At 51.5% G+C, this 19075-nt stretch carries 21 protein-coding genes; 13 read left to right on the top strand and 8 right to left on the bottom strand.

Features of this window, described 5'->3' with window-relative positions; genetic code table 11:
* Positions 1 to 5 precede the first annotated feature (5 nt).
* The 6 genes from AWQ22_RS05605 to AWQ22_RS05580 all read left to right on the top strand — a co-directional run bounded on the left by AWQ22_RS05605 (position 6) and on the right by AWQ22_RS05580 (position 5428).
* The gene (locus AWQ22_RS05605) at positions 6 to 572 is read left to right on the top strand and encodes a photosystem I assembly protein Ycf4 (protein ID WP_012306718.1); all 567 of its coding nucleotides are present in this window, start codon (positions 6 to 8) and stop codon (positions 570 to 572) included.
* Between the two features lie 106 nt (positions 573 to 678).
* A complete protein-coding gene (locus tag AWQ22_RS05600) occupies positions 679 to 1449 on the top strand; it encodes a peptidylprolyl isomerase (RefSeq protein ID WP_065710438.1) in 771 nt (256 codons plus the stop codon).
* A gap of 179 nt (positions 1450 to 1628) precedes the next feature.
* On the top strand, positions 1629 to 2129 hold the full coding sequence (locus AWQ22_RS05595; RefSeq protein WP_012306716.1) for a CGLD27 family protein: 501 nt from the start codon (positions 1629 to 1631) through the stop codon (positions 2127 to 2129).
* A gap of 83 nt (positions 2130 to 2212) precedes the next feature.
* Entirely contained in the window at positions 2213 to 3166 is a 954-nt protein-coding gene (locus AWQ22_RS05590; RefSeq protein WP_012306715.1) for an asparaginase, read from the top strand.
* A gap of 70 nt (positions 3167 to 3236) precedes the next feature.
* Positions 3237 to 3977: a cytochrome c biogenesis protein CcdA gene (locus tag AWQ22_RS05585; protein WP_065710437.1), complete on the top strand. Its 741-nt coding sequence runs from the start codon at positions 3237 to 3239 to the stop codon at positions 3975 to 3977.
* Between the two features lie 62 nt (positions 3978 to 4039).
* On the top strand, positions 4040 to 5428 hold the full coding sequence (locus AWQ22_RS05580; RefSeq protein WP_065710436.1) for a cytochrome c biogenesis protein: 1389 nt from the start codon (positions 4040 to 4042) through the stop codon (positions 5426 to 5428).
* On the opposite strand, the gene AWQ22_RS05575 is transcribed toward AWQ22_RS05580, so the two are convergent.
* The gene (locus AWQ22_RS05575; protein WP_030006212.1) at positions 5414 to 6634 is read right to left on the bottom strand and encodes a DUF445 domain-containing protein; all 1221 of its coding nucleotides are present in this window, start codon (positions 6632 to 6634) and stop codon (positions 5414 to 5416) included. The two genes, AWQ22_RS05580 and AWQ22_RS05575, sit on opposite strands and share 15 nt — an antisense overlap.
* A gap of 88 nt (positions 6635 to 6722) precedes the next feature.
* Positions 6723 to 8456 carry a TrkA family potassium uptake protein gene (locus AWQ22_RS05570; protein ID WP_065710435.1) on the bottom strand — a complete coding sequence of 578 codons (1734 nt, stop codon included), beginning with the start codon at positions 8454 to 8456 and terminating at the stop codon, positions 6723 to 6725.
* 231 nt (positions 8457 to 8687) lie between these two features.
* Between AWQ22_RS05570 and crtE the strand changes: the two genes are divergently transcribed.
* Genes crtE through AWQ22_RS05555 form a run of 3 tightly spaced genes read left to right on the top strand, consistent with a single transcriptional unit; the run spans position 8688 to position 10927 of the window.
* Entirely contained in the window at positions 8688 to 9596 is a 909-nt protein-coding gene (gene crtE, locus AWQ22_RS05565) for a geranylgeranyl pyrophosphate/diphosphate synthase/geranyltranstransferaseCrtE (protein WP_065710434.1), read from the top strand.
* 21 nt (positions 9597 to 9617) lie between these two features.
* Entirely contained in the window at positions 9618 to 10073 is a 456-nt protein-coding gene (locus tag AWQ22_RS05560) for a divergent PAP2 family protein (RefSeq protein ID WP_030006209.1), read from the top strand.
* A gap of 53 nt (positions 10074 to 10126) precedes the next feature.
* Complete coding sequence (locus AWQ22_RS05555) at positions 10127 to 10927, top strand: LCCL domain-containing protein (protein WP_065710433.1); 801 nt, start codon at positions 10127 to 10129, stop codon at positions 10925 to 10927.
* A gap of 19 nt (positions 10928 to 10946) precedes the next feature.
* Here the strand turns inward: AWQ22_RS05555 and AWQ22_RS05550 are convergent, their stop codons facing one another.
* The gene (locus tag AWQ22_RS05550) at positions 10947 to 12005 is read right to left on the bottom strand and encodes a folate-binding protein YgfZ (RefSeq protein ID WP_084448962.1); all 1059 of its coding nucleotides are present in this window, start codon (positions 12003 to 12005) and stop codon (positions 10947 to 10949) included.
* A 91-nt stretch (positions 12006 to 12096) separates the two neighbouring features.
* On the opposite strand from AWQ22_RS05550, the gene AWQ22_RS17265 reads away from it, so the two are divergent.
* Genes AWQ22_RS17265 through AWQ22_RS05540 form a run of 3 tightly spaced genes read left to right on the top strand, consistent with a single transcriptional unit; the run spans position 12097 to position 13366 of the window.
* On the top strand, positions 12097 to 12231 hold the full coding sequence (locus tag AWQ22_RS17265; RefSeq protein WP_254903385.1) for a hypothetical protein: 135 nt from the start codon (positions 12097 to 12099) through the stop codon (positions 12229 to 12231).
* Positions 12232 to 12270: 39 nt separating this feature from the next.
* Positions 12271 to 12687, top strand: a complete 417-nt coding sequence (locus AWQ22_RS05545; protein ID WP_223209858.1) for a GNAT family N-acetyltransferase — start codon at positions 12271 to 12273, stop codon at positions 12685 to 12687.
* A 7-nt stretch (positions 12688 to 12694) separates the two neighbouring features.
* Complete coding sequence (locus AWQ22_RS05540; RefSeq protein ID WP_065710432.1) at positions 12695 to 13366, top strand: serine/threonine protein kinase; 672 nt, start codon at positions 12695 to 12697, stop codon at positions 13364 to 13366.
* Between the two features lie 4 nt (positions 13367 to 13370).
* On the opposite strand, the gene AWQ22_RS05535 is transcribed toward AWQ22_RS05540, so the two are convergent.
* On the bottom strand, positions 13371 to 13913 hold the full coding sequence (locus AWQ22_RS05535; protein WP_062433333.1) for an NYN domain-containing protein: 543 nt from the start codon (positions 13911 to 13913) through the stop codon (positions 13371 to 13373).
* Between the two features lie 254 nt (positions 13914 to 14167).
* Here AWQ22_RS05535 and AWQ22_RS05530 point away from each other — a divergent pair, with 254 nt between their 5' ends.
* On the top strand, positions 14168 to 15868 hold the full coding sequence (locus tag AWQ22_RS05530) for a glycosyltransferase family 39 protein (RefSeq protein ID WP_157094583.1): 1701 nt from the start codon (positions 14168 to 14170) through the stop codon (positions 15866 to 15868).
* Between the two features lie 72 nt (positions 15869 to 15940).
* Here the strand turns inward: AWQ22_RS05530 and AWQ22_RS05525 are convergent, their stop codons facing one another.
* From AWQ22_RS05525 to AWQ22_RS05510, 4 genes are all read right to left on the bottom strand, one after another.
* Positions 15941 to 16315: a Crp/Fnr family transcriptional regulator gene (locus tag AWQ22_RS05525; protein WP_012306702.1), complete on the bottom strand. Its 375-nt coding sequence runs from the start codon at positions 16313 to 16315 to the stop codon at positions 15941 to 15943.
* 147 nt (positions 16316 to 16462) lie between these two features.
* Entirely contained in the window at positions 16463 to 17752 is a 1290-nt protein-coding gene (locus AWQ22_RS05520; RefSeq protein ID WP_065710430.1) for a DUF4335 domain-containing protein, read from the bottom strand.
* Positions 17753 to 17836: 84 nt separating this feature from the next.
* On the bottom strand, positions 17837 to 18427 hold the full coding sequence (locus tag AWQ22_RS05515; protein ID WP_065710429.1) for a DUF3038 domain-containing protein: 591 nt from the start codon (positions 18425 to 18427) through the stop codon (positions 17837 to 17839).
* A gap of 488 nt (positions 18428 to 18915) precedes the next feature.
* Positions 18916 to 19071: a hypothetical protein gene (locus AWQ22_RS05510; protein ID WP_157094582.1), complete on the bottom strand. Its 156-nt coding sequence runs from the start codon at positions 19069 to 19071 to the stop codon at positions 18916 to 18918.
* Positions 19072 to 19075: the final 4 nt, after the last annotated feature.

The raw sequence follows: 19075 nt of genomic DNA, 5'->3' as shown, positions 1-19075 counted from the left end.
CGTTTATGGCAGCACAGGTGACAACTTCAACGGATAAAGTTTTGCGGCAGCCGATCCTCGGCTCCCGTCGTTTTAGTAATATGCTTTGGGCCAGTGTTTCTGCCATTGGTGGCATTGGTTTTCTGTTAGCTGGTCTTTCGAGTTATTTTCACAAAAATCTGCTGGGGGTGAGTGACCCCAGTAATATCCAATTCATTCCCCAAGGGGCTGCCTTAACGTTCTATGGCGTTGCCGGAACGCTATTGTCTGCCTATCTCTGGTTTGTATTTTTCCTTGATGTGGGCGGTGGTTACAACGAATTTAATAAAGAAACGGGCAAGGTGACTATTTTCCGGAATGGCTTTGTGGGCAAAAACCGGATTATTAATTTTCAGTATCCCCTCAAGGATATTTTGTCGATTCGAGCAGAAATCAAAGAGGGTCTAAACCCCCGGCGAGTGCTTTATCTCCGGGTAAAAAATCGGGGTGATATTCCCCTCAACCGAGTCGGAGAGCCGATTCCCCTCGCGGAACTGGAGAATCAAGGGGCTGAGTTGGCCCGCTTTTTAACCATTCCCCTGGAAGGTCTCTAGATCTTTCTAAGCACCTGAGACGAAAAAAAGACAGTGGGCGATCGCCTTCGCTGCTTCCTATAATTTTTCCAGGTTTTATCTAAAACAAAAGTACGACTAAATTTCTATGGAACGACCTTGGCAGCTACTATGTCTCGCACTCTTGGTGGGCAGCCTCAGCTTGAGTGGCTGTGCGCCGACAACGGAAACATCTTCCAATAATCCAACGGCCACCCCACCCAGTGCCGAAAATTATAAGCCCCGTTTAAATTGCCCGAATCCAGCTTCTGCCGAGGCCACCCCAGAAGATAGCTGTACAGCGGTGGTCGAAATGGTACTCCAGAGCCAATCTGAAGCAGTGGACGGCCAAACGATCCGCATTGAACTCAATGGTGCAGATGCGCCAGTGACGGCGGGGAATTTTGTGGATTTAGTCAGCCGTGGCGTCTATGATGGCACCGCTTTCCACCGGGTAATTCGGACGCCGGAACCCTTTGTTGTCCAGGGGGGAGATCCCCTCAGTAAGGACAGCCAAGTGCCCCTCAATGCCCTCGGTCGGGGGGGATTTGTCGATCCAGAGACCGGGATTCGTCGGGATGTCCCCCTAGAAATTAAGCTCCAGGGTGAAGAGCAGCCCGTGTATGGCAAGGCAGAACTTGATCCGAATCAGGTGGTGCTTAAGCATGACAAAGGGGCGATCGCCATGGCCCGTTCCCAACTGCCGAACTCTGCCTCGTCTCAGTTTTATTTTTCCTTGGGGCCGAATGATTTCCTCAATGGGAACTATGCAGTATTTGGCCAAATTACCGAAGGTCTCGCGGTGATCGACAAAATTGAAATGGGCGATCGCATTCAATCGGCGCGGGTGATTGAAGGAGAAGATCTCCTCGTGAAGTAATGGGACTGAGTCGCGTTTGAGCATTACCACGTCCCGCAACAGTTCAAAATATTGCCAGTGATCCAAATCTATCTGGGTCACTTTTTTGTTGGCAAATACAAAGGCGATCGCCCCCTGCGCCCCCCCAGAAAAAAACGATACACTGTTGGGCATAGGTTTTCTCTGTCCCGTCGCCATCCATGAACAATTCTCCCACTACCTTTTGTCCCGTCCCGGAAGAGCAACAGCCCCTCAACGAATATGACCAACTTAAGGAATCCTGGTTTTTTAGTTGGGGCAACATGGAAATGGTCTGCTACATCCGCAAGGTAGCCTGGGTGTGGTTTTGGGCGACCCTCATCTTTACCCCCATTGCTTGGGCGAGTTTTCCCTTCGACCGCTATCCGATTAAATTGGTCTTGAGTGCCAATCTCGGCGGGATGTTTTTATTGAGTTTGGTTTTACTGCGCCTTTACTTGGGGTGGCGCTACATCCGCGATCGCCTCCAAACTGAGAAACTCACCTACGAAGAATCCGGCTGGTACGATGGCCAAATTTGGCGCAAACCCGAAGCCGTCCTCCAACGCGATCGCCTGATTGTGTCCTACCAAATTGCGCCGATCCTCGCCCGTATCCAACAAACCAGCTTGATTGTCGTGGCGATCGCCATCGGTTTGATCAGCGGTCTGTGGCTGCTATAAACCCTTAAATCTTCACAATCATTCCCGCCACCCCCGTACTTTTCCCCTATCCTTTTACTGCTGAACTTTTACCCCCAATCGTTATGTCCAGAGGCAAACGCGTCCAAGCTCCCCCCCTTGAAATTAACCTCCTCCGGGAAGGTCTCAAAGAATCCACTCACATTGCCGAAGCCGTAGTGTGTGACACCAAAGGCCGTGTCCTGTCCATGGCTGGGGATGCCGAAAGCTCTGCCTTTATCCGGTCAGCCCTTAAACCCTTCCAAGCCCTTGCCGTGATTGGTACCGGGGCCTTAGATCATTACAAACTTTCCGATAAAGATTTAGCCGTCATTTGTAGTTCCCACCAAGGCACCAAGGAACACGCCCGTCAGGTGTTTCGCATCCTCTGGCAGGCGGATCTAGAATCTGACGTTTTGCAATGTCCGATTCCCCACGGCAAAGACAGCGCCCTCGAACACAATTGTTCCGGAAAACACGCAGGGATGCTGTTGACCTGTAAGCATTGCAACTGGGGCCTCGGTAGCTATATGGAAAAGTCCCACCCCGTCCAGGCTCTGATCCTCAATAAAATTGCTGAATTACTCCAGATGCCCGCCCAGGAATTTATTGGCGCGCGGGATGATTGCGGTGTCCCCACCTATTTAATGCAACTCAGCCAAATGGCTACCCTTTATGCCCACCTCGCGTCTGGCGATCGCCTAGATGTTGAGAGGGTTGTGCGGGCGATGACCTACCACCCCACTATGGTGTCTGGCCGGGGCGGCTTCGACACAGAATTAATGCGCCTCTCCGAGGGAGAAATCGTCAGTAAATCGGGTGCCGAGGGAATTCAATGCATTGGTCGCGTCGGTGAAGGGTTAGGCTTGGCAATCAAGGTCAAAGACGGCGCGAAACGGGCTAAATATGCCGTCGCCCTCTATCTTTTGACCCGTTTGGGTTGGATCACCCCGGCGGTCTCCGATACTTTGGCGGAACAATTTTTATCCCTTAGTCCCTATAAGCGTTTAGATGTGGTGGGTGAATTATCCTTGGTTTAGGCGGAAGATACCTTTGCCGTTGCCCCCAGGAAACCCGATACAATAGCAAACAGTCTTTGGGCACGGCACCATGTGGGAAAATTTCAGTCTGCAACTGTATCACCTCCAGCAATTTAGTGACAGCCTAGTCAATGAGCAGCTGAGCCATTGGAGTTTGTTGAGTATCTTTTTGGTGTTTGGGGCGGGCCTCCTCACCAGCTTGACCCCCTGCACCCTCTCCATGTTGCCCATCACCATTGGCTACATCGGCGGCACCCAGGATAACGATCGCCTCCAAGCCTTTTTCCAATCCCTGTGGTTTTGTTTTGGGCTCGCGACGACCCTGGCGGGCCTGGGAATCGTGGCGGCGGGCTTTGGCCAGATCTACGGTCAAATTGGCGTTGGCTTACCGATCATTGTCAGTGCGATCGCCATTTTGATGGGTTTAAACTTGCTCGAAATTGTCCCCCTGCGTTTTCCTTCCCTAGGAGCGACCGACTGGATTAAACCGGATTTCCCAAAAGCCGTGCGGGCCTATCTCGTGGGCTTAACCTTTGGTTTGGTGGCTTCCCCCTGTAGTACCCCGGTGCTGGCGACCCTTTTAGCCTGGGTTAGTACCACCCAAAACCTCGCGTTGGGGGCGGCATTGCTACTTTCTTATACCCTTGGTTATGTGGTGCCTGTTTTGATTGCCGGAATTTTTACCGCTTCCCTGAAGCGCTTGCTGTCCCTGCGGCAGTGGTCGGGCTGGATTAACCCCGTGAGTGGTGCTTTGCTCCTGGGATTTGGTCTGTTTTCGCTCCTCATTCGTCTGCCCATTGGCCTCGCCTAGATTTTCCCTAACCCTGAACGGGCTTTTTTCTTGTTAATTTGTCTTTTCTCATCCCCTAAACCATGACAGTTTCTGATTCTTCTCCTAATTCTCCGTGGCACAGTTTTCCCCGCAAGGTCTGGCGCACGGGTTTAAAGTGGATTGCGGATCTCCGGGTGGCGATCGCCATGCTGTTGCTCATTGCGGTATTTAGCATTTTAGGAACCGTCATCGAACAGGGCAGTACCATCCAGTTTTACCAAGAGAACTACCCTGAAGATCCGGCGTTGTTGGGGTTTTTGTCTTGGAAAGTTCTATTAGGGTTGGGACTGGATCATGTTTATACAACTTGGTGGTACTTGGTTTTGCTCCTGGCCTTTGGGGTGAGTTTGATCGCCTGTACCTTTCGGCGGCAACTGCCTGCCCTGAAAACAGCCCAAAATTGGACTTACTACAGCCAAGCCCGGCAATTTAATAAATTAGCCCTGAGTACGGAATTGGATCATGGTTCGCTCCAGAGCCTAAAACCCCAACTCGAAAAAAAGCGCTACAAAATTTTTCAGGACGGCGAAAAGCTCTATGCCCGGAAAGGAATTGTGGGGCGCATTGGGCCGATTATTGTCCACATCGGCATGATCGTTACCTTGGTAGGTTCTATTTGGGGAGCCTTTGGGGGATTCATGGCCCAGGAGATGATTCCCAGCGGCGTGAATTTTAAGGTCAATAATGTGTTTAAGGCGGGGATTTTTTCCGAGAGCGATCGCCCTTGGTCGGTGAATGTGAATCGTTTTTGGATCGACTACACCCCCACGGGTGACATTGATCAATTCTATTCAGATCTATCGGTGGTCGATGAACAGGGCCAGGAGCTTGAGCGCAAAACGATTTCGGTAAACCACCCCCTCCGCTACGATGGCATCACCTTTTATCAAACCAGTTGGTCTATTGGTGGTGTCCAAGTTCAACTGAATAATAGCCCGATTTTTCAATTACCCGCCGCCCAAATCCCCACGGAGAATGGAGCGAAACTCTGGGGCAGTTGGGTCCCCATTAAGCCAGATATGAGTGCTGGGGTCTCGATTTTGATGCAGGATCTCCAGGGCAGTGCCATTGTCTATAACGAGCAGGGAGAATTGGTCGGGGCGGTACGGGTTGGCGATCGCCTAGATGTGGGTGACATTAGCTTGAAACTGGTTGATCTCGTTGGTAGCACTGGCCTCCAGATCAAGGCTGATCCCGGTGTTCCTGTGGTATATACAGGCTTTTTGTTGGTGATGGTTGGGGTGGTGATGAGCTACGTTTCCTATTCCCAAGTGTGGGCCCTGGCCGCTGGCGATCGCTTTTATCTGGGAGGGAAAACCAATCGCGCCCAGGTGGCCTTTGAGCGGGAACTCCTGGAAATTATTAACACCCTCGAAACATCGTCTGCCCAAGCAACCCCAGAAAATACCTTGACATCAATTGAGCAATAAAATAACCGATTGGGCTACACCAACGAGGAAGCCCAGTACTCCCCCCAAATTAACGATGGCTTGGAGTTCATTTTTGACAATGCCCTGGATGGCGCGTTCTAGTTCCCTGGGGCTGGTATTGTTCACTCGCTCAATGATTACTTGATCAATGGCGAGGATCGGGATCACCTGACTGATAATTTTTTCGAGGTCTTTTTCTAAATAGCGATCCAAAAGCAAAGATAATTCTTGGCTAACAACACCCAGGGAACTATCTAAGACTTGAGACGCTTGGAGCCGCCGTAAAATCACCACCGATAAATTATCCCAATCCACCGACTCACCAATATATTCCATCAAGCCCGCCCCTTTATCCTGGAAATATTGGCGGATTGTTTGGTGAAAACTTTTACGGAGTTGCCGCACCGTAGACACAGGCAAATTTTGGAGGGACAAACCCTGGAGCCAGAGGCGCAATTTAAGGCGAATTTCGAGGGTGAGGATTAACTCCTGGAGACGGGCATTGGCAATTTCTCGTTCTTCTAAACAGAAGGCCCGGAGGCGGGTCAGGCTATTTTTAACGCCAAATAGGTTCGCAACGACCCAATAGGTACCGCTGGTTTTTTCCCGGAGGCTGGTGTCGATAATTTCAATATTTTTGTCGGTAAGAAAATCAATGGTCGCCTGACGGAGAATATCGGGGGTTAGAACAGTACGCAACAGCCAATCGGTAAGCTGGCGGGCTTGGGCCTCCGTAAGTTTAAAATCCAGCAGCAGTTGATCAAACAGTTGGTAAACCTGGGCTTCTAAAAAGGTATCTTCCCGAGACCAAACTTTAATGAGGCGGGGCAAAGATTCGCTGGCTAAGTCTCGTAGAATTGCCGCCAGAATCCCAGCGGTTTTTTGTTCTTGTTCGCCCTGGATTTGTGCAAAAGCCAATTGCAGCAGCCACCGGATCGCGGCTTCGATGCGTTCGGTTTGGAGCAGTTTTTGGGCGAGCTTTTGGATTTCTTCGGGGGTGAGCAGCGACCCCATAATAATCCGGGAAATATTGCGGGCGAGGCGGTCTTGGTTGGCGGGGATCAGGCCTGGGGTGAAGGGTAAACGGCGATCGCCAAGGTAGATGGCCTTGTAGGGACGAAACAGCATATTGATCGCAATGTCATTGGTGAAATACCCAATCACAGTGCCAGCAACAGGGGGTAATAGTAACGTCCAAAAATTCAAAGCTGTGGGTCATTTTGTACTCAACATCTCTGATTTTAGGGCTTTTAGTTGGGCGATCGCCTGGATTGAGATGTAACTTTATTGATTGCTAGGGCACAAAGGCTTCGCTTCCTTGGACTGACGGAAAGGGGTTAAAGGTTACTTCTGAATTGCTGGGTTCCTTACGCCATAGCTTTTGGAGACCATTAGCGGCGATGGTGATATACAGGACATCCTGGGGTTGCAGTTGCCGTTGCAGGAGGGGCCAACCGTGCACCGCTTCCCCCTGGGATTCGAGGTAGAGGGGGACAAAATTTTGGGCGATCGCCGCATCTTGAACCCGCTGTCCACAGAAAGGATGGTTTGGGGTAATCAAGGTTGCCAGGGCAATCCACAGCAGATCGTCAGTCATGCCGTTGCCAAGAATGCGTCCCCCTAGGGCGGCGGCAGCAAAAGAATGGGTCGCCAGCTCCGTCGGGGAAAGCACCAGATCAAAGGAAAAGACTTCCTGGGCCGACTGGGCAAAATTCGTATCTTGGATGCGGACAATCACATTAACCTTGGGGGCGATCGCCTTGGCACTCAGGGCAATTTCGACGTTGGTCATGTCCTGGCTGGTGGCGGCAATGAGGGCCGTTGCTTTGGCAATCCGTGCATCCCGTAAACTGCTGGTCACGCTGGCATCGGCAAGAATGACCGGAATCCCCAAGGTTCTGGCGGTGCGTAAAAAGCGGTTGTTGTGGTCGGTTTCGAGAACAACAACGTCATAGCCCTGGTGGTGCAGTTGGCGGGCGATCGCCATGCCCATCCCTCCCAAGCCACAAATTACGTAATGATTTTGGTGAGGAATTTTTGTCGCATCCCAAAACTGACGAATTCGACTTCCCAAAATGAAATCATTGATCAACGCATAGCAGATCCCCACGACCCCTGCGCCGACCACCATCATCACCGCCGTGAAAACCTTGACCCAATCGGGGGCGAGTTCCGCGACTTCTTCTTTTCCCCCGGCCCCAGTGATCATCCCCACTGAAAAATAGAGGGCATCCACCAGGGACAAATTAAAATTCACACAAACATAGGTAAAGGTGGCAATGCAGATGGTCACCAACAACGCCACCGTCACCAGGGTCATCGGCCGCACGTGATGTTGGTACTGCCGTAGATTGGCGATCGCCTTCCGAAATTTTTGCCAGAGGGAATAACGCTGACTTTTAACCTGGGGCGGCGTCCCTAAGATTAAGTGATCCCCCACCTGGAGGGTTTGGTCGGCCACCACCGCCGACACCAAATCCATTTCCCCCTGGGCTGGTAGGTAGTGGATAAACATCCGCTCCGGATTTTCCCAAAGCTCACTGAGGGGTTGGCCTAACCAGGGATGATCCGTAGTGATCACTTCTTCATAGATCGGCCAGGTTTTTTCGTAGAGACGCAGTTGGCCGATGGCTTTGTTGCCCAGGGCGGCAAAGGCAAAAATGGGGGCGGCCAGGGCCGAAACACTCATGGTCACATGATCTGGCAGGGTTTGATCGAGGCGATCGCCAAGGGCTTGGTTATAGATACGATTGACAATGCGAATATTTGGATTTAGCACCCGCGCTTGGGTCAGCACCGCAAGATTGAGAGCATCATCATTACTGGCGAGGACGAGGGTTTGGGCCGCATGAATGCCCGCCCGCACGAGGAGTTGTCCCTGCCTGGGGTCGCCCACAATAATTCCGGATGCTCGCTGATGGGTCGGGCGATCGCTAATGCCGATCACCTCAGCCCCTTGATTTTGCAGTAGACGAAAAATCTTATATCCCGTTCGTCCTAAACCACAGACAATAATTTTTGGTTGCATGGAAACTGGGCCTGGGTTGATCAGGACTTATCTCAACAGATCAATTACCCTTCCTGTTTTAAACCCAAACGTTCCCGGCGAGTGTAATGAACCACACAGAGCAAAACAACTTCACATTTAGAGCCCAGAATTAGCACCCCTCTGCAAGCAACCCAGGATGATTCCCCCAGACTTGCCCCCAAAGCCCTGTAGAATATTCTTGAAAAAATCAACAGTTTTCCAAACGTAGCTATGGTAGTTGCAGACGCTCACACCCAGGGCTTTTCCCTCGCGCAATATCTCCAAGAACAAAAGACCATCGTCGAAACCGCCCTTGACCAATCCTTAGTTATCACTGAGCCTGTCACCATCTACGAAGCCATGCGCTATTCCCTCCTGGCTGGGGGGAAACGGCTACGCCCGATTCTTTGTCTTGCTGCCTGTGAAATGTTGGGGGGCACCACCGCCATGGCGATGAATACGGCCTGCGCCCTGGAGATGATCCACACCATGTCTTTAATCCATGATGATCTGCCCGCCATGGACAATGACGATCTCCGTCGGGGCAAACCCACGAACCATAAAGTTTATGGGGAAGATATTGCCATTTTGGCGGGGGATGCCCTGCTCTCCTACGCCTTTGAATATGTGGCCCGCACCCCGGATGTTCCGGCAGAACGTCTGTTGCAGGTGATCGTACGCCTCGGCCAGGCAGTGGGGGCTGAAGGCCTCGTCGGTGGCCAAGTGGTGGATCTCGAATCGGAAGGGAAAACCGATGTTTCCGTAGAAACTTTGAACTTTATCCATACCCATAAAACAGGGGCATTGCTGGAAGTTTGCGTCACGGCGGGGGCAATTTTAGCCGGGGCGAAACCGGAAGAAGTGCAATTACTCTCCCGTTATGCCCAAAATATTGGTCTGGCCTTCCAGATTGTCGATGATATTCTCGATATCACCGCCACAGCGGAGGAACTAGGTAAAACGGCGGGCAAAGACCTCGAAGCCCAGAAAGTGACTTATCCGAGCCTATGGGGTATTGAAAAATCCCAGGCTGAGGCCCGCAAGCTGGTGGCAGAGGCGATCGCCTCCCTCGAACCCTATGGTGAAAAGGCCAATCCCCTTAAAGCCCTGGCGGAATACATCGTTAACCGTAAAAACTAACCCGCGTCACGGCCAAGCACCATGGATAATTTCAGCGCAGTTTTCCAAAATCACATCCTGATTGTGGCATTAGTGGCCTGCATTACGGCACAGTTGCTCAAAATTCCCATTGATTTGATTCGTTATCAAAAAACCAGCCTCCGTTCCCTCTTCAGTGCTGGGGGGATGCCCAGTGCCCACTCTGCTCTGGTGGGAGCTTTAGCGACGGGGGTTGGTCAGGCGAAAGGATGGGATAGTTCTGAGTTTGCGATCGCCTGTTTGTTTGCGGTGATTGTGATGTACGATGCCGCTGGAGTACGCCAAGCTGCGGGTAAGCAAGCGCGTATTCTCAACCAGATCATTGACGATATGTTCCAGGAAAAAGAATTTAGCGAAGAACGGCTCAAGGAATTACTCGGTCATACACCAGTACAGGTATTTGTGGGGCTTTCCTTGGGCATTGCGATCGCCTTTTTCGCCAATAGCCAACTGGCCTAGACCCAGATCCTGACTTTCATCCCTAAACGAATTTCTTCTTATTTCTAAGCTTCATGATGCAATCTACGACTTATTTTTTCGGGGCGATCGCCCTGACTTTTTCCCTGGGCGCCTGTACCCAAAACAACACCACCCCAGAATCTAACGCCACTGGGGGCGGAACTGTTGCGACCCCAGAATCAGCACCGGAAACCCCAGCGTCGCCCCCAACCCTCCAATTCACTACCCTGGAATGGGAAGCCAGCCCCGTTAGCCTTGAAATCCAAGACCAGGTGGGACAAATCTTCGAGTTTTCCTGTCCGCCGGGGGATCCCAACCAAAGAATTTGGGGTACGGGTGTTTACACCAGCGATTCGTCTATTTGTGCCGCCGCCGTCCATGCAGGTCTATTTGCCGCAGAGACCGGGGGGAATTTAGCTTTAGAAATCCTCGCGGGCCAAGACCTCTACACCGGTAGTCAACAAAATGCAGTGACCAGTCGTGACTACGGCGCTTGGGATGGGAGCTTCCGTTTTCCGGAGGCCAGTGGTAACGCTGCAACAACGCCGAATATCCAGTGGGATTCGACCCCAGGCTCCTTCGGGATTGCCGAAAATGTTGGCGATCGCTACAGTTTCAATTGCCCACCCAACGGTGAACTAGGGGCCTCGGTCTGGGGGACAGATATTTACACCAACGATTCCGCAATCTGTGTGGCGGCAGTGCATGCCGGAGAAATTGACCTAGCTACGGGCGGCCCGATCACCATCGAAATTGCCCCCGGTCAGGACAGCTACACGGGCGGCGATCGCAATGGCGTAGTTACTGCCGACTATGGCTCCTGGGGCGGCAGCTTCATCTTTTTAGACGAATAAAGCAACCAAAGACGGTTCCCTAGGGTTCGGGGTAAGCATGGGTCACATAGGGAACCGCGACGACTTTTCCAGTCACTTCTCCTACTGTCACTTCTAACTCTTCTCCACCCACTTTCGTACGGATATAACCAAGGGCAAAGGTGTTATCCGGGTCAATACTGGTGATGACGCCAGCCCGTTCTTTACCCACAAAAATTTTGCAAGGGACTGCTACGGGGGCAGAAAGTTGAATCCCAAAGAGGTGCTGTTTAACGCCTTTGTAGGTATTGAGGCGGGCAATGGTTTCCTGGCCGATATAGCAACCTTTATCAAAGGAAATGCAATCCCAAAGCCCTGCTTCCAGGGGATTATAATCTTCGGTGAGTTCTTGGTCGGGGGCGGGTCTGCCTTGGTGAATGCGCAGTTTCTCCCAGGCTGCTTCGCCACAGGGGATCATTCCTAAATTCATCAGAGCTTGCCAAATTTCGACACCAGCCTCGGCGGGAATATACAGGGTATAGCCCGGTAATTTCAAACTGTTCCCCGTCGCACAGAGAATGTTTTGTCCCTGGATTTCTAGAAATTGATGACCACCAGCCGGAAAGTCAGCTAAGGTTACGCCAGTGAGTTTTTCGAGAATTTCTTTGGCCTGAACACCCATCAAAGACAGGATATTGAACTGCCCAGAAAGATCACTAATTTCTACTTTGTCCATTGGAAAGAGAAACCGATCAAACCATTCCAGGAGAAAGGTCTTTTTCTGGGGTGAGACCTGCACCCAGAGGGCATCATTTAGAATATGCACCGTGGCGAGATCGATGGTGCGGGCCGTGGAATTAACGAGGACAGTGTCACAGCTTTGGCCCGGTTGAAGCTGCTGGATTTGATTAGTGCTTTGGTTGTGGAGGTAGCGTTGACGGTCAGCGCCCGTAAAGTTGAGGAGACCCCAATGGCTTTGGTCATAGAGCAGACAGCCATTGCTGAAATCTTGGGAAATGTCGGCGTCGTTCCCAAAGGTTACAACGGCCTCACCGGAAGCTGTTAAAGGAAAGCCTTGGTGCTGGTGGTATTGCAAAAGGGGGGTCATGGCAATGGTCATGGATACTCAATTTGGCACAGATTCCATTATGCCAAGGGGAGAGGTTACACTGACAGAGATATTTTCTATGTGTTGTTTGGGATCGCCACCTATGGACTTATTTCGTCAACAGATTCTGCCGTTCTTAATTTTGCTGGTCTTCCTCTTGGCTTTAGGGATTGTCAGCGCCCGGATTTTTCTCCCCACCGATATGCTCGCCCCAGCACCCATTGGTTTTTTGGGCTAGGTCATGCTACCAGCGGGCTTTTCTCTGAGACGGGGTGCGATGATCGACCGACCGTTATTATTAAAGTTTTTGCACCGCAGTTACCAGGAACTTTATCCGGAAACGGGCTTCGATCACCTCCGTACAACCTTGAACCATTACTTCACAGTGGATACGCCCCTCTGGTGGGTACGGACAGAAACAGAGCAAGTGGTGGGTTGTCTCTGGCTGGGCAATAGTGTTGATCAAATTAGCGGCGATCGCCACAGTCATATTTTTCTGTTGTATGTGATGCCGGAGTATCGCCGTCGGGGGCTGGGTTCGGCGCTTATGGCCACAGCGGAACGGTACGCGAAAACCAAAGGCGATCGCCAAATTACCCTCCAGGTTTTCACGAATAATCAGACGGCCCAGAGCTTTTACCAGACCCTCACCTACCAGCCCCATGCAATCTTGATGCGAAAAATCCTCCCCTAAAGGATCTATGGCTCAATCTCGACTCCAAGTTTTTTGCGATCGCCTCGAACAGGAACTCCGACCCCACCTCGATCTCACCAGCGAGCATCCCCACCATCCTGTGATCGTGCGCCATTGTCCCAGCCCTTGGTATTGCGTGGGCACCGGGAACTATGCTGCGGTTGTCGCCCATCCTGACTTTCCGGCGTGGGTAGTAAAGGTCTATGCCCCCCACCGGGAAGGATTTGCCGCAGAAGTGGAAGTTTATCGTCGCCTAGGGACCCATGCTGCGTTTTCGGAATGTTATTACGCCAAGGATGGCATTTTAGTGCTGCGGCGTTTGCATGGCACGACCCTCTACGACTGTGCCCACCGGGGGATTCCAATTCCGAGAAAAGTTATTGAAGATATTGATCAAGCCTTGGATTATGTCTATGCCCAGGGCCTTAATCCCCATGATGTCCACGGGAAAAATGTGATGTTGGGGGTCGATGGTCGGGGACTTGTGGTAGATATTTCCGACTTCCTCAAACCAGAGCCCTGTTATGCCTGGAAAGATCTTAAACGGGCCTATTATTGCCTGTATCGACCCCTGATTGCTGGTCTCAAATTAAAAATACCCTATGCTTTTTTAGACCATGTACGCACGGTCTATCGCGTTTATCGTCGGCTTGGCGATCGCCTTTTTTTGAAACCTTGAAACCCTAGAGGCCGTGGCGTAACTGACGTAAAATCTGTTGGGTTTTCGGATCAAGACTATTCAAGAGTTGCCCCCGTCGCTGCTGGCGTTGACGTTTGCGATGATCCCGGGAACGTCGATTGGCGGCGGCCACATCCGATTGCAACTTTAAAGAAGACATCCATTCCGCCCCATAACCCACCACCGTATGCCGTTGGGCCTGGTCGGAGGTCACCACAATTACCCGTCGGGGCGTATTATAGTCGTGCCGAAAAGCGGCGCAGGCTTTTTCGATGTAAGTATCGGCAGTTTCCGAGAAAGCGGTGTAGTAAGCGGAAACAAATTGCGTATGTTCTTCTTCTTGGCTAGGGGTCTGCTGGTAATGGGCGTCAAAAACGACTTTTGTCCGGTAGCAGTTGTGGGAGGCGTAGTTAATTAAAACTTCGATCAATTCGTCCCGTGCCATCTCAAGGCCGTGGCGATCGCGAGTTGCCTTAAGCTCCTGCCAAGCACCAATGACGTTATAACCATCCACTAATAGTAGCGCTTCGGGGGATTGGGACTTCATGACTCACTCGTAACCTCCATGGTGAAAAAAACAAAAGGATTTTAATGGATAAAAACCACATCCTAACAAGTTTTGTCACGCTTCTGCCATCGTCGAAATTATCGCTGCGGTCTGCTAATATCGTTCACCATTGCGAGAAGACAAAGACTTCCCTGGGGTTGCATCCCCTTGCCGTCCATTTTAGTTAAGGCTTCATTTTTAAGTTGCAATTCTTTTTAAATACCGCCCCAAAAAATATTATTTCAAGCAAAACTTTGCCCGTTTTTTTATTATGGTTTTGGGTGATTTTAGGCGGGATTATTCGCCTGACAAACCTTGGTGCAAAACCCCCTTGGACCGATGAATTTGCGACCCTCCTCTACAGTCGCGCCGAAAATTATAATCAACTGCCCTACGACGAAATTCTCACGGGGAAAGAGCTTTTAGCGCCACTGCTCGGCTACCCAGACCAAGGTGTCACTGCGGCGGCCCATTTTTTGATCCATTACGATAACCACCCGCCGTTGTATTTCATGGTGGTTAACCTCTGGCAGCGCCTATTTCCCCTAGAGATGGGGAGCTACATTTCCATTGATGGGGTGCGTCTCCTCTCGGTGCTGCTTAGTTTGTTAGGCATTGGAGCGCTTTATGGTTTGGCAAAGTGGCTCTTTCAGTCAGAAAAAATTGCCCAACTTACGGCGGCTTTGATGGCTTTTTCGCCCTTTGATATTTACCTGGCCCAGGAGGCTCGTCACTATACATTGATTGGTTTGTTTGTGATCGCTTCCTTGGGATTTAGTTTCCTAGTGCTGCGCCAAATTAAGACCCGGCAGGCGTTGTCCTGGGGGCAAGTTTTTGTGGGGATTGTCCTCTGTGGGGCGGGGCTGTTAGTGCATTACTTTTTTGTTCTGACGCTTCTGGCCGAGGCGATCGCCATGGGGTGGTGGATGGTGGCCCACCGCAAATATCTGATTCCGAAGCAATGGTGGCGTTTAGGCACAATTATTCTGACAGTGGGGCTTTTGGGGCTGATCTGGAAAACCCAGGTACTCCCCGACAGCTATGGCACGAGTATGACTAGCTGGATTCGCCTTGATCGCAGTGATTGGCTGGCATGGCTCAGTCCGGTCTTTCAGTTGTTGGCCACCGTTGTCACGATGGTGATGCTTTTGCCCATCGAGGTGGATTTTTTGCCGACGGTAATTGTCTGTGGTGCGGTGATGATCGTGGTGGGTATTCGTTTTTTGACCCTGTGGCGACAAGGCATCAAGGCCCAAAGCACAGTGCCTCAGTTTCAGGATGAGTTATTTTTTCTCTGTCGTTTTGTGGGGGCTGCCTGGGGACTCTTTGGGGTGCTCAGTTTTGGCCTCGGCATCGATATTACCCGTGGTGCTCGCTACAGTTTTGTATATTTTCCGGCGGTAATTCTCTTGGGAGCCGTTGGCCTGAGCTATTTTTGGCAGCGGGAGAATATTCGCTGTCTAGGGGTTGAAACGATGGGGACTCGGTTTCCCCAGGTGAAATCTGGGACAAAGGCGATCGCCTTTATGGTGTTGATTAGTTTTTGTAGTGCCTTAACTGTCGTCCATGATTGGGGCTACCAAAAGTACTACCACCCCGACAAAATCGTTGACCGACTCGCAACAGCAACCCAACCTGTACTGATGGTGCTCCCCCGGGAAAGCACCGTGCAAATTGGCGAAATGATGGGGATCGCCTGGGAACAGCAACGACGTGCCCTAGAACGCCCTGTATTTTTTGCTTTTATACCAAAACAAGATGCGCCAGCAGCTTACACTGACGATCTAGACAGAATCAGCGCTCAATTTCCCCAAACGCCCTTTGAATTGTGGTCGATTAACCTCTTTGAACCGATTCCCCTGTCAAACTGCCGCGCTTCTGAACAAGTTTGGGTTTCTGGCTACTACAGCGATGTTTACCAATGTACCCCTGATCTGCCATTTCCCAGGGGATGAATTTAAGCGGCTTTTCCCAATGAATCTTCTCAGCGAGATCCAACCGCAAGGCACTGTTGTTAACGACCGTCCCTAACCCTGGGCCTCTAGCTTTTGGTTCGTGCGACTTAAACGCTCGGCTAAGGTTTTCATGATTTCGATGGCAAAGTAGGGATTTTGCTGGATGAGGAAGGTAAATCGCTTTTGGTCAATCACCACGAGGCGACAATCCGTTTTGGCGATCGCCGTCGCACTGCGGGGGGAACCCGGCTCAATGACAGCCATTTCTCCTAGAGCTTCCCCTTCACCGAGGATACTCAAGGGTTGCCCTTGAAACTGAATTTCCACTTCCCCGGTTTGGATAATGTAGAGCAGATCGCCCGGGGTGCCTGCGCTAAAAATTACAGTGCCCGCCGCGAAATCCTGGGTGTCGTGGTCATGTCTAAATAAGTCAAAATGCGCCATCATGATTTAGTTCCTTCTGAACTCTCGAAATAAATTTCTCAAAACGAGCCAATGCCCGCCTATTCACGATCATAGTGGAGCTAAGGCCGCTTTTTTGCGTATTTCTTTGGGCTTATCGCGAATTTAACTTCCCCTTTACTAAGGCTGTTTTTAGCGGGGCGCTTCGGTAAAAGCCTGGACACGACCATCGGGATTTAACACCAGGCGAAATGTCCGACTTTCAGCAGGAAAAGAAGCGCCAACATTGCGACCCACAGAGAGAAAAGAAAGTTGGGGTTGATACAGTTCGGCGGCTTTACCAATGGGAAAGACCGTTTCAATGGCCCCTTGTTCACTGAGCTTTAAACGATATTCCAATACTTCACCGAGGTCAGCGGGACTCTGCCACTGGGTTTGAAAATGACGTTCAACTCGCTGTTCGGGGTTTAGCCTTGGGGCATTGGCGGGAGACAGGGCGATCGCCTCTTGCTGGGGCGCATCAGCAAATTGTTCTGCTTGATCGGCAGCGGTGGTTCTGGCCATTTGTCCCCCAAAGCTGGGGGCGACGCTCAGACTGGTGTTCTCCCTGGGGGCAGTAGCCGTGATCGGGGCCGGATCATTACTAGGGGGACTGGGGGGGGATGCGGCTGGGGGAGCCGGATTCGCAGTCGTAGTTTCCCCTGGCGTCGGTTGAGTCAGATCAACGGTTTGGGGGGCAACCCGTGGGTCATCTAGGGGCGCATCGGCTGCGGATGGCACTGGCGAGAAGGTATAGGAAGCGTGGGGATCCGGAGGGATAAGCTCTACTTGGTTGCCCGCTTCATCCGTAGCTTCGAGGTTTAGGGCACTACTGGTTTCCGGGATTTGTTGCTGTTGCCAAACGGCGTTACTAATCCCCACCACGAGGAGAAAAGACGCGGCGATCGCCCCCCAGCGAGTGACAGTCCGGCGTTGTTGGCTAGCAGTGAGGCTGGGTAAGGCCACCATGTCTGTCTGGTAGGTTTCGAGGGCCTCCGCCAGGTCATGGAGTTGGGTAGCGTTGAGTTGGAGGGTCGGGCCAGATTCCTTGGTTGCTAGGCGACCCAGGTGGAGGGTATGGGACAAAAGTCCCTGGGTGACAAGCTGGGGTTGGGGCAGGGTGGCGACGGTCTGACCAGGGGTGTTGTGGTAGCCATAGACAGAGGCGGCTTGGGGCAGCCATTCTAAGTCTGGACTGAGGTCTTGGAGAAACCCTTGGACATAGTCATTGACGGCGGTGGCGAGGGCATCCAATTGGGGGCGATCGCCTTTGATGACGATGCGCTGGTCGGGGCCAAGGCGCGGATCATCAAAACTCAACTCAAAATTCAATTCTTTAATCAGCGGCTTCCCTGTCCACTGGGAGAGGGCCGAGGTTTTCGCTGCCACTTCCAGGCTACAAGTGGGGGGAGTATAGCGACGGGTGAGGGTGGGAGAGAGCATAGGAACCATCTAAGAACGAAAACAAACTACGGGGGAATTGAGTAAAAAAGAGAAAAAATCAAGGGTGGAGTTTAGGTCAAGTCTCTAGGTTTTGCCTTGATCGATTAATGCTAACCAGAGGCGTCGATGTCCATTTTTGGCCCCATAGAACAGCAAATCAATCAGTAATTTCAGGGCGAGTCCCACTAAGGAGGCCGAGGCGATCGCCTCCCCTTCCTCCATGCGTTCTTGGTAGGTATTGCTAAAGTTATCGAGGTAATCCCCTAAAAGGGCGGCTCGGTGGGGTTCCTGGCCTTGTTCGGTCATCTGTTCCAGGAGAGCGCAGGCGCGGCGAATGTCATCCTGCTGCTGGCGGGCTAAATGGCAGATGATCAACACCAAAGAGCGGGCTTCTTCGACGTCTAATTTTTTGCGGCCCCCACTACTTTTCCGGAGGGGGTTGGACTGTCGCAGTCGCCATAAGGTAACGCGATCGCCGATGACTGCCTCTAAATTTAGCTCTTTGGCCGCCTGTAACATCGCTTCTGAACTCAGGCCCGCTAAGGACTCCAACGCCAATAAGATCAAGTCCAGATGACTTTTAATATTCTCTAGCTGCTGACCATCGGGGGGCTGGGCCAGGGGCAAATCCGCAAAAGACGCAGGGGTAGGAACGGCTTGGAGACTAGGGCGCATAGTTACAGCTTAGGTGAGAAAAATAGAGACCAGCGTTGGGTTACAGATTTTGCAACTCCCTTGTGGCAACCCCGTGATGGGCAACATATCCCCAATATTATGCCCCACCCCTAGGACGCGGCTCAGTCGTGCTCAAGATGTAATGGTGGAAAAGTGGAGTTTTTTGGTCGCCAAACCCCATACCTGTCGGTCTTAACTGCGCATTTTCTCACATGGTCAAAAATGGTCATATTCACAAGGAAAAACAACGTTTAAATGTTGCCGATATGGATGACCGTCCATTGAACACTCCAGTAAAAAGTTGACATACTTTCCCGCCGTAAACGGTCGAAGATTTCTTGATACTTAGCTGGGTTGCGACACAATTGGCCTTACCATCTCTCCATGTTCGTTTAGGGTCTCCCAATGCTCTTTACCAGAAAGCTGTCCTAGAAGGTGACTGAACTTGCTGAAGTTAGGACGGGGCTTTAGCTCCATTCTTCCGGTCATTAATCAACGCCTTCAATAAGAGCAAAGCCTTGACGCTGAACATTTTCCGTCACATGACGCGGCTCTAGGAATTGCAGGAGATAGTCAGGGCCTCCCGCCTTAGAACCTACACCAGACATCTTGAAACCCCCAAACGGTTGACGGGCCACGATCATCCCC

It is taken from the genome of Picosynechococcus sp. PCC 7117 (assembly GCF_001693275.1).
GTDB lineage: Bacteria > Cyanobacteriota > Cyanobacteriia > Cyanobacteriales > MRBY01 > MRBY01.
This window is presented reverse-complemented; position numbering and strand designations above follow the sequence as displayed.

Excerpts from the sequence above, each read along its gene's own strand:
- AWQ22_RS05580 (WP_065710436.1), top strand. The coding sequence starts at position 4,040 with ATGACAGTTTCTGATTCTTCTCCTAATTCTCCGTGGCACAGTTTTCCC.
- AWQ22_RS05560 (WP_030006209.1), top strand. The coding sequence starts at position 9,618 with ATGGATAATTTCAGCGCAGTTTTCCAAAATCACATCCTGATTGTGGCA.
- AWQ22_RS05545 (WP_223209858.1), top strand. The coding sequence starts at position 12,271 with ATGATCGACCGACCGTTATTATTAAAGTTTTTGCACCGCAGTTACCAG.
- AWQ22_RS05585 (WP_065710437.1), top strand. The coding sequence starts at position 3,237 with ATGTGGGAAAATTTCAGTCTGCAACTGTATCACCTCCAGCAATTTAGT.
- crtE (WP_065710434.1), top strand. The coding sequence starts at position 8,688 with ATGGTAGTTGCAGACGCTCACACCCAGGGCTTTTCCCTCGCGCAATAT.
- AWQ22_RS05535 (WP_062433333.1), bottom strand. The coding sequence starts at position 13,913 with ATGAAGTCCCAATCCCCCGAAGCGCTACTATTAGTGGATGGTTATAAC.
- AWQ22_RS05510 (WP_157094582.1), bottom strand. The coding sequence starts at position 19,071 with ATGATCGTGGCCCGTCAACCGTTTGGGGGTTTCAAGATGTCTGGTGTA.
- AWQ22_RS05540 (WP_065710432.1), top strand. The coding sequence starts at position 12,695 with ATGGCTCAATCTCGACTCCAAGTTTTTTGCGATCGCCTCGAACAGGAA.
- AWQ22_RS05525 (WP_012306702.1), bottom strand. The coding sequence starts at position 16,315 with ATGATGGCGCATTTTGACTTATTTAGACATGACCACGACACCCAGGAT.
- AWQ22_RS05605 (WP_012306718.1), top strand. The coding sequence starts at position 6 with ATGGCAGCACAGGTGACAACTTCAACGGATAAAGTTTTGCGGCAGCCG.
- AWQ22_RS05570 (WP_065710435.1), bottom strand. The coding sequence starts at position 8,456 with ATGCAACCAAAAATTATTGTCTGTGGTTTAGGACGAACGGGATATAAG.
- AWQ22_RS17265 (WP_254903385.1), top strand. The coding sequence starts at position 12,097 with ATGGACTTATTTCGTCAACAGATTCTGCCGTTCTTAATTTTGCTGGTC.
- AWQ22_RS05515 (WP_065710429.1), bottom strand. The coding sequence starts at position 18,427 with ATGCGCCCTAGTCTCCAAGCCGTTCCTACCCCTGCGTCTTTTGCGGAT.
- AWQ22_RS05555 (WP_065710433.1), top strand. The coding sequence starts at position 10,127 with ATGATGCAATCTACGACTTATTTTTTCGGGGCGATCGCCCTGACTTTT.
- AWQ22_RS05590 (WP_012306715.1), top strand. The coding sequence starts at position 2,213 with ATGTCCAGAGGCAAACGCGTCCAAGCTCCCCCCCTTGAAATTAACCTC.
- AWQ22_RS05595 (WP_012306716.1), top strand. The coding sequence starts at position 1,629 with ATGAACAATTCTCCCACTACCTTTTGTCCCGTCCCGGAAGAGCAACAG.
- AWQ22_RS05600 (WP_065710438.1), top strand. The coding sequence starts at position 679 with ATGGAACGACCTTGGCAGCTACTATGTCTCGCACTCTTGGTGGGCAGC.
- AWQ22_RS05550 (WP_084448962.1), bottom strand. The coding sequence starts at position 12,005 with ATGACCATTGCCATGACCCCCCTTTTGCAATACCACCAGCACCAAGGC.
- AWQ22_RS05520 (WP_065710430.1), bottom strand. The coding sequence starts at position 17,752 with ATGCTCTCTCCCACCCTCACCCGTCGCTATACTCCCCCCACTTGTAGC.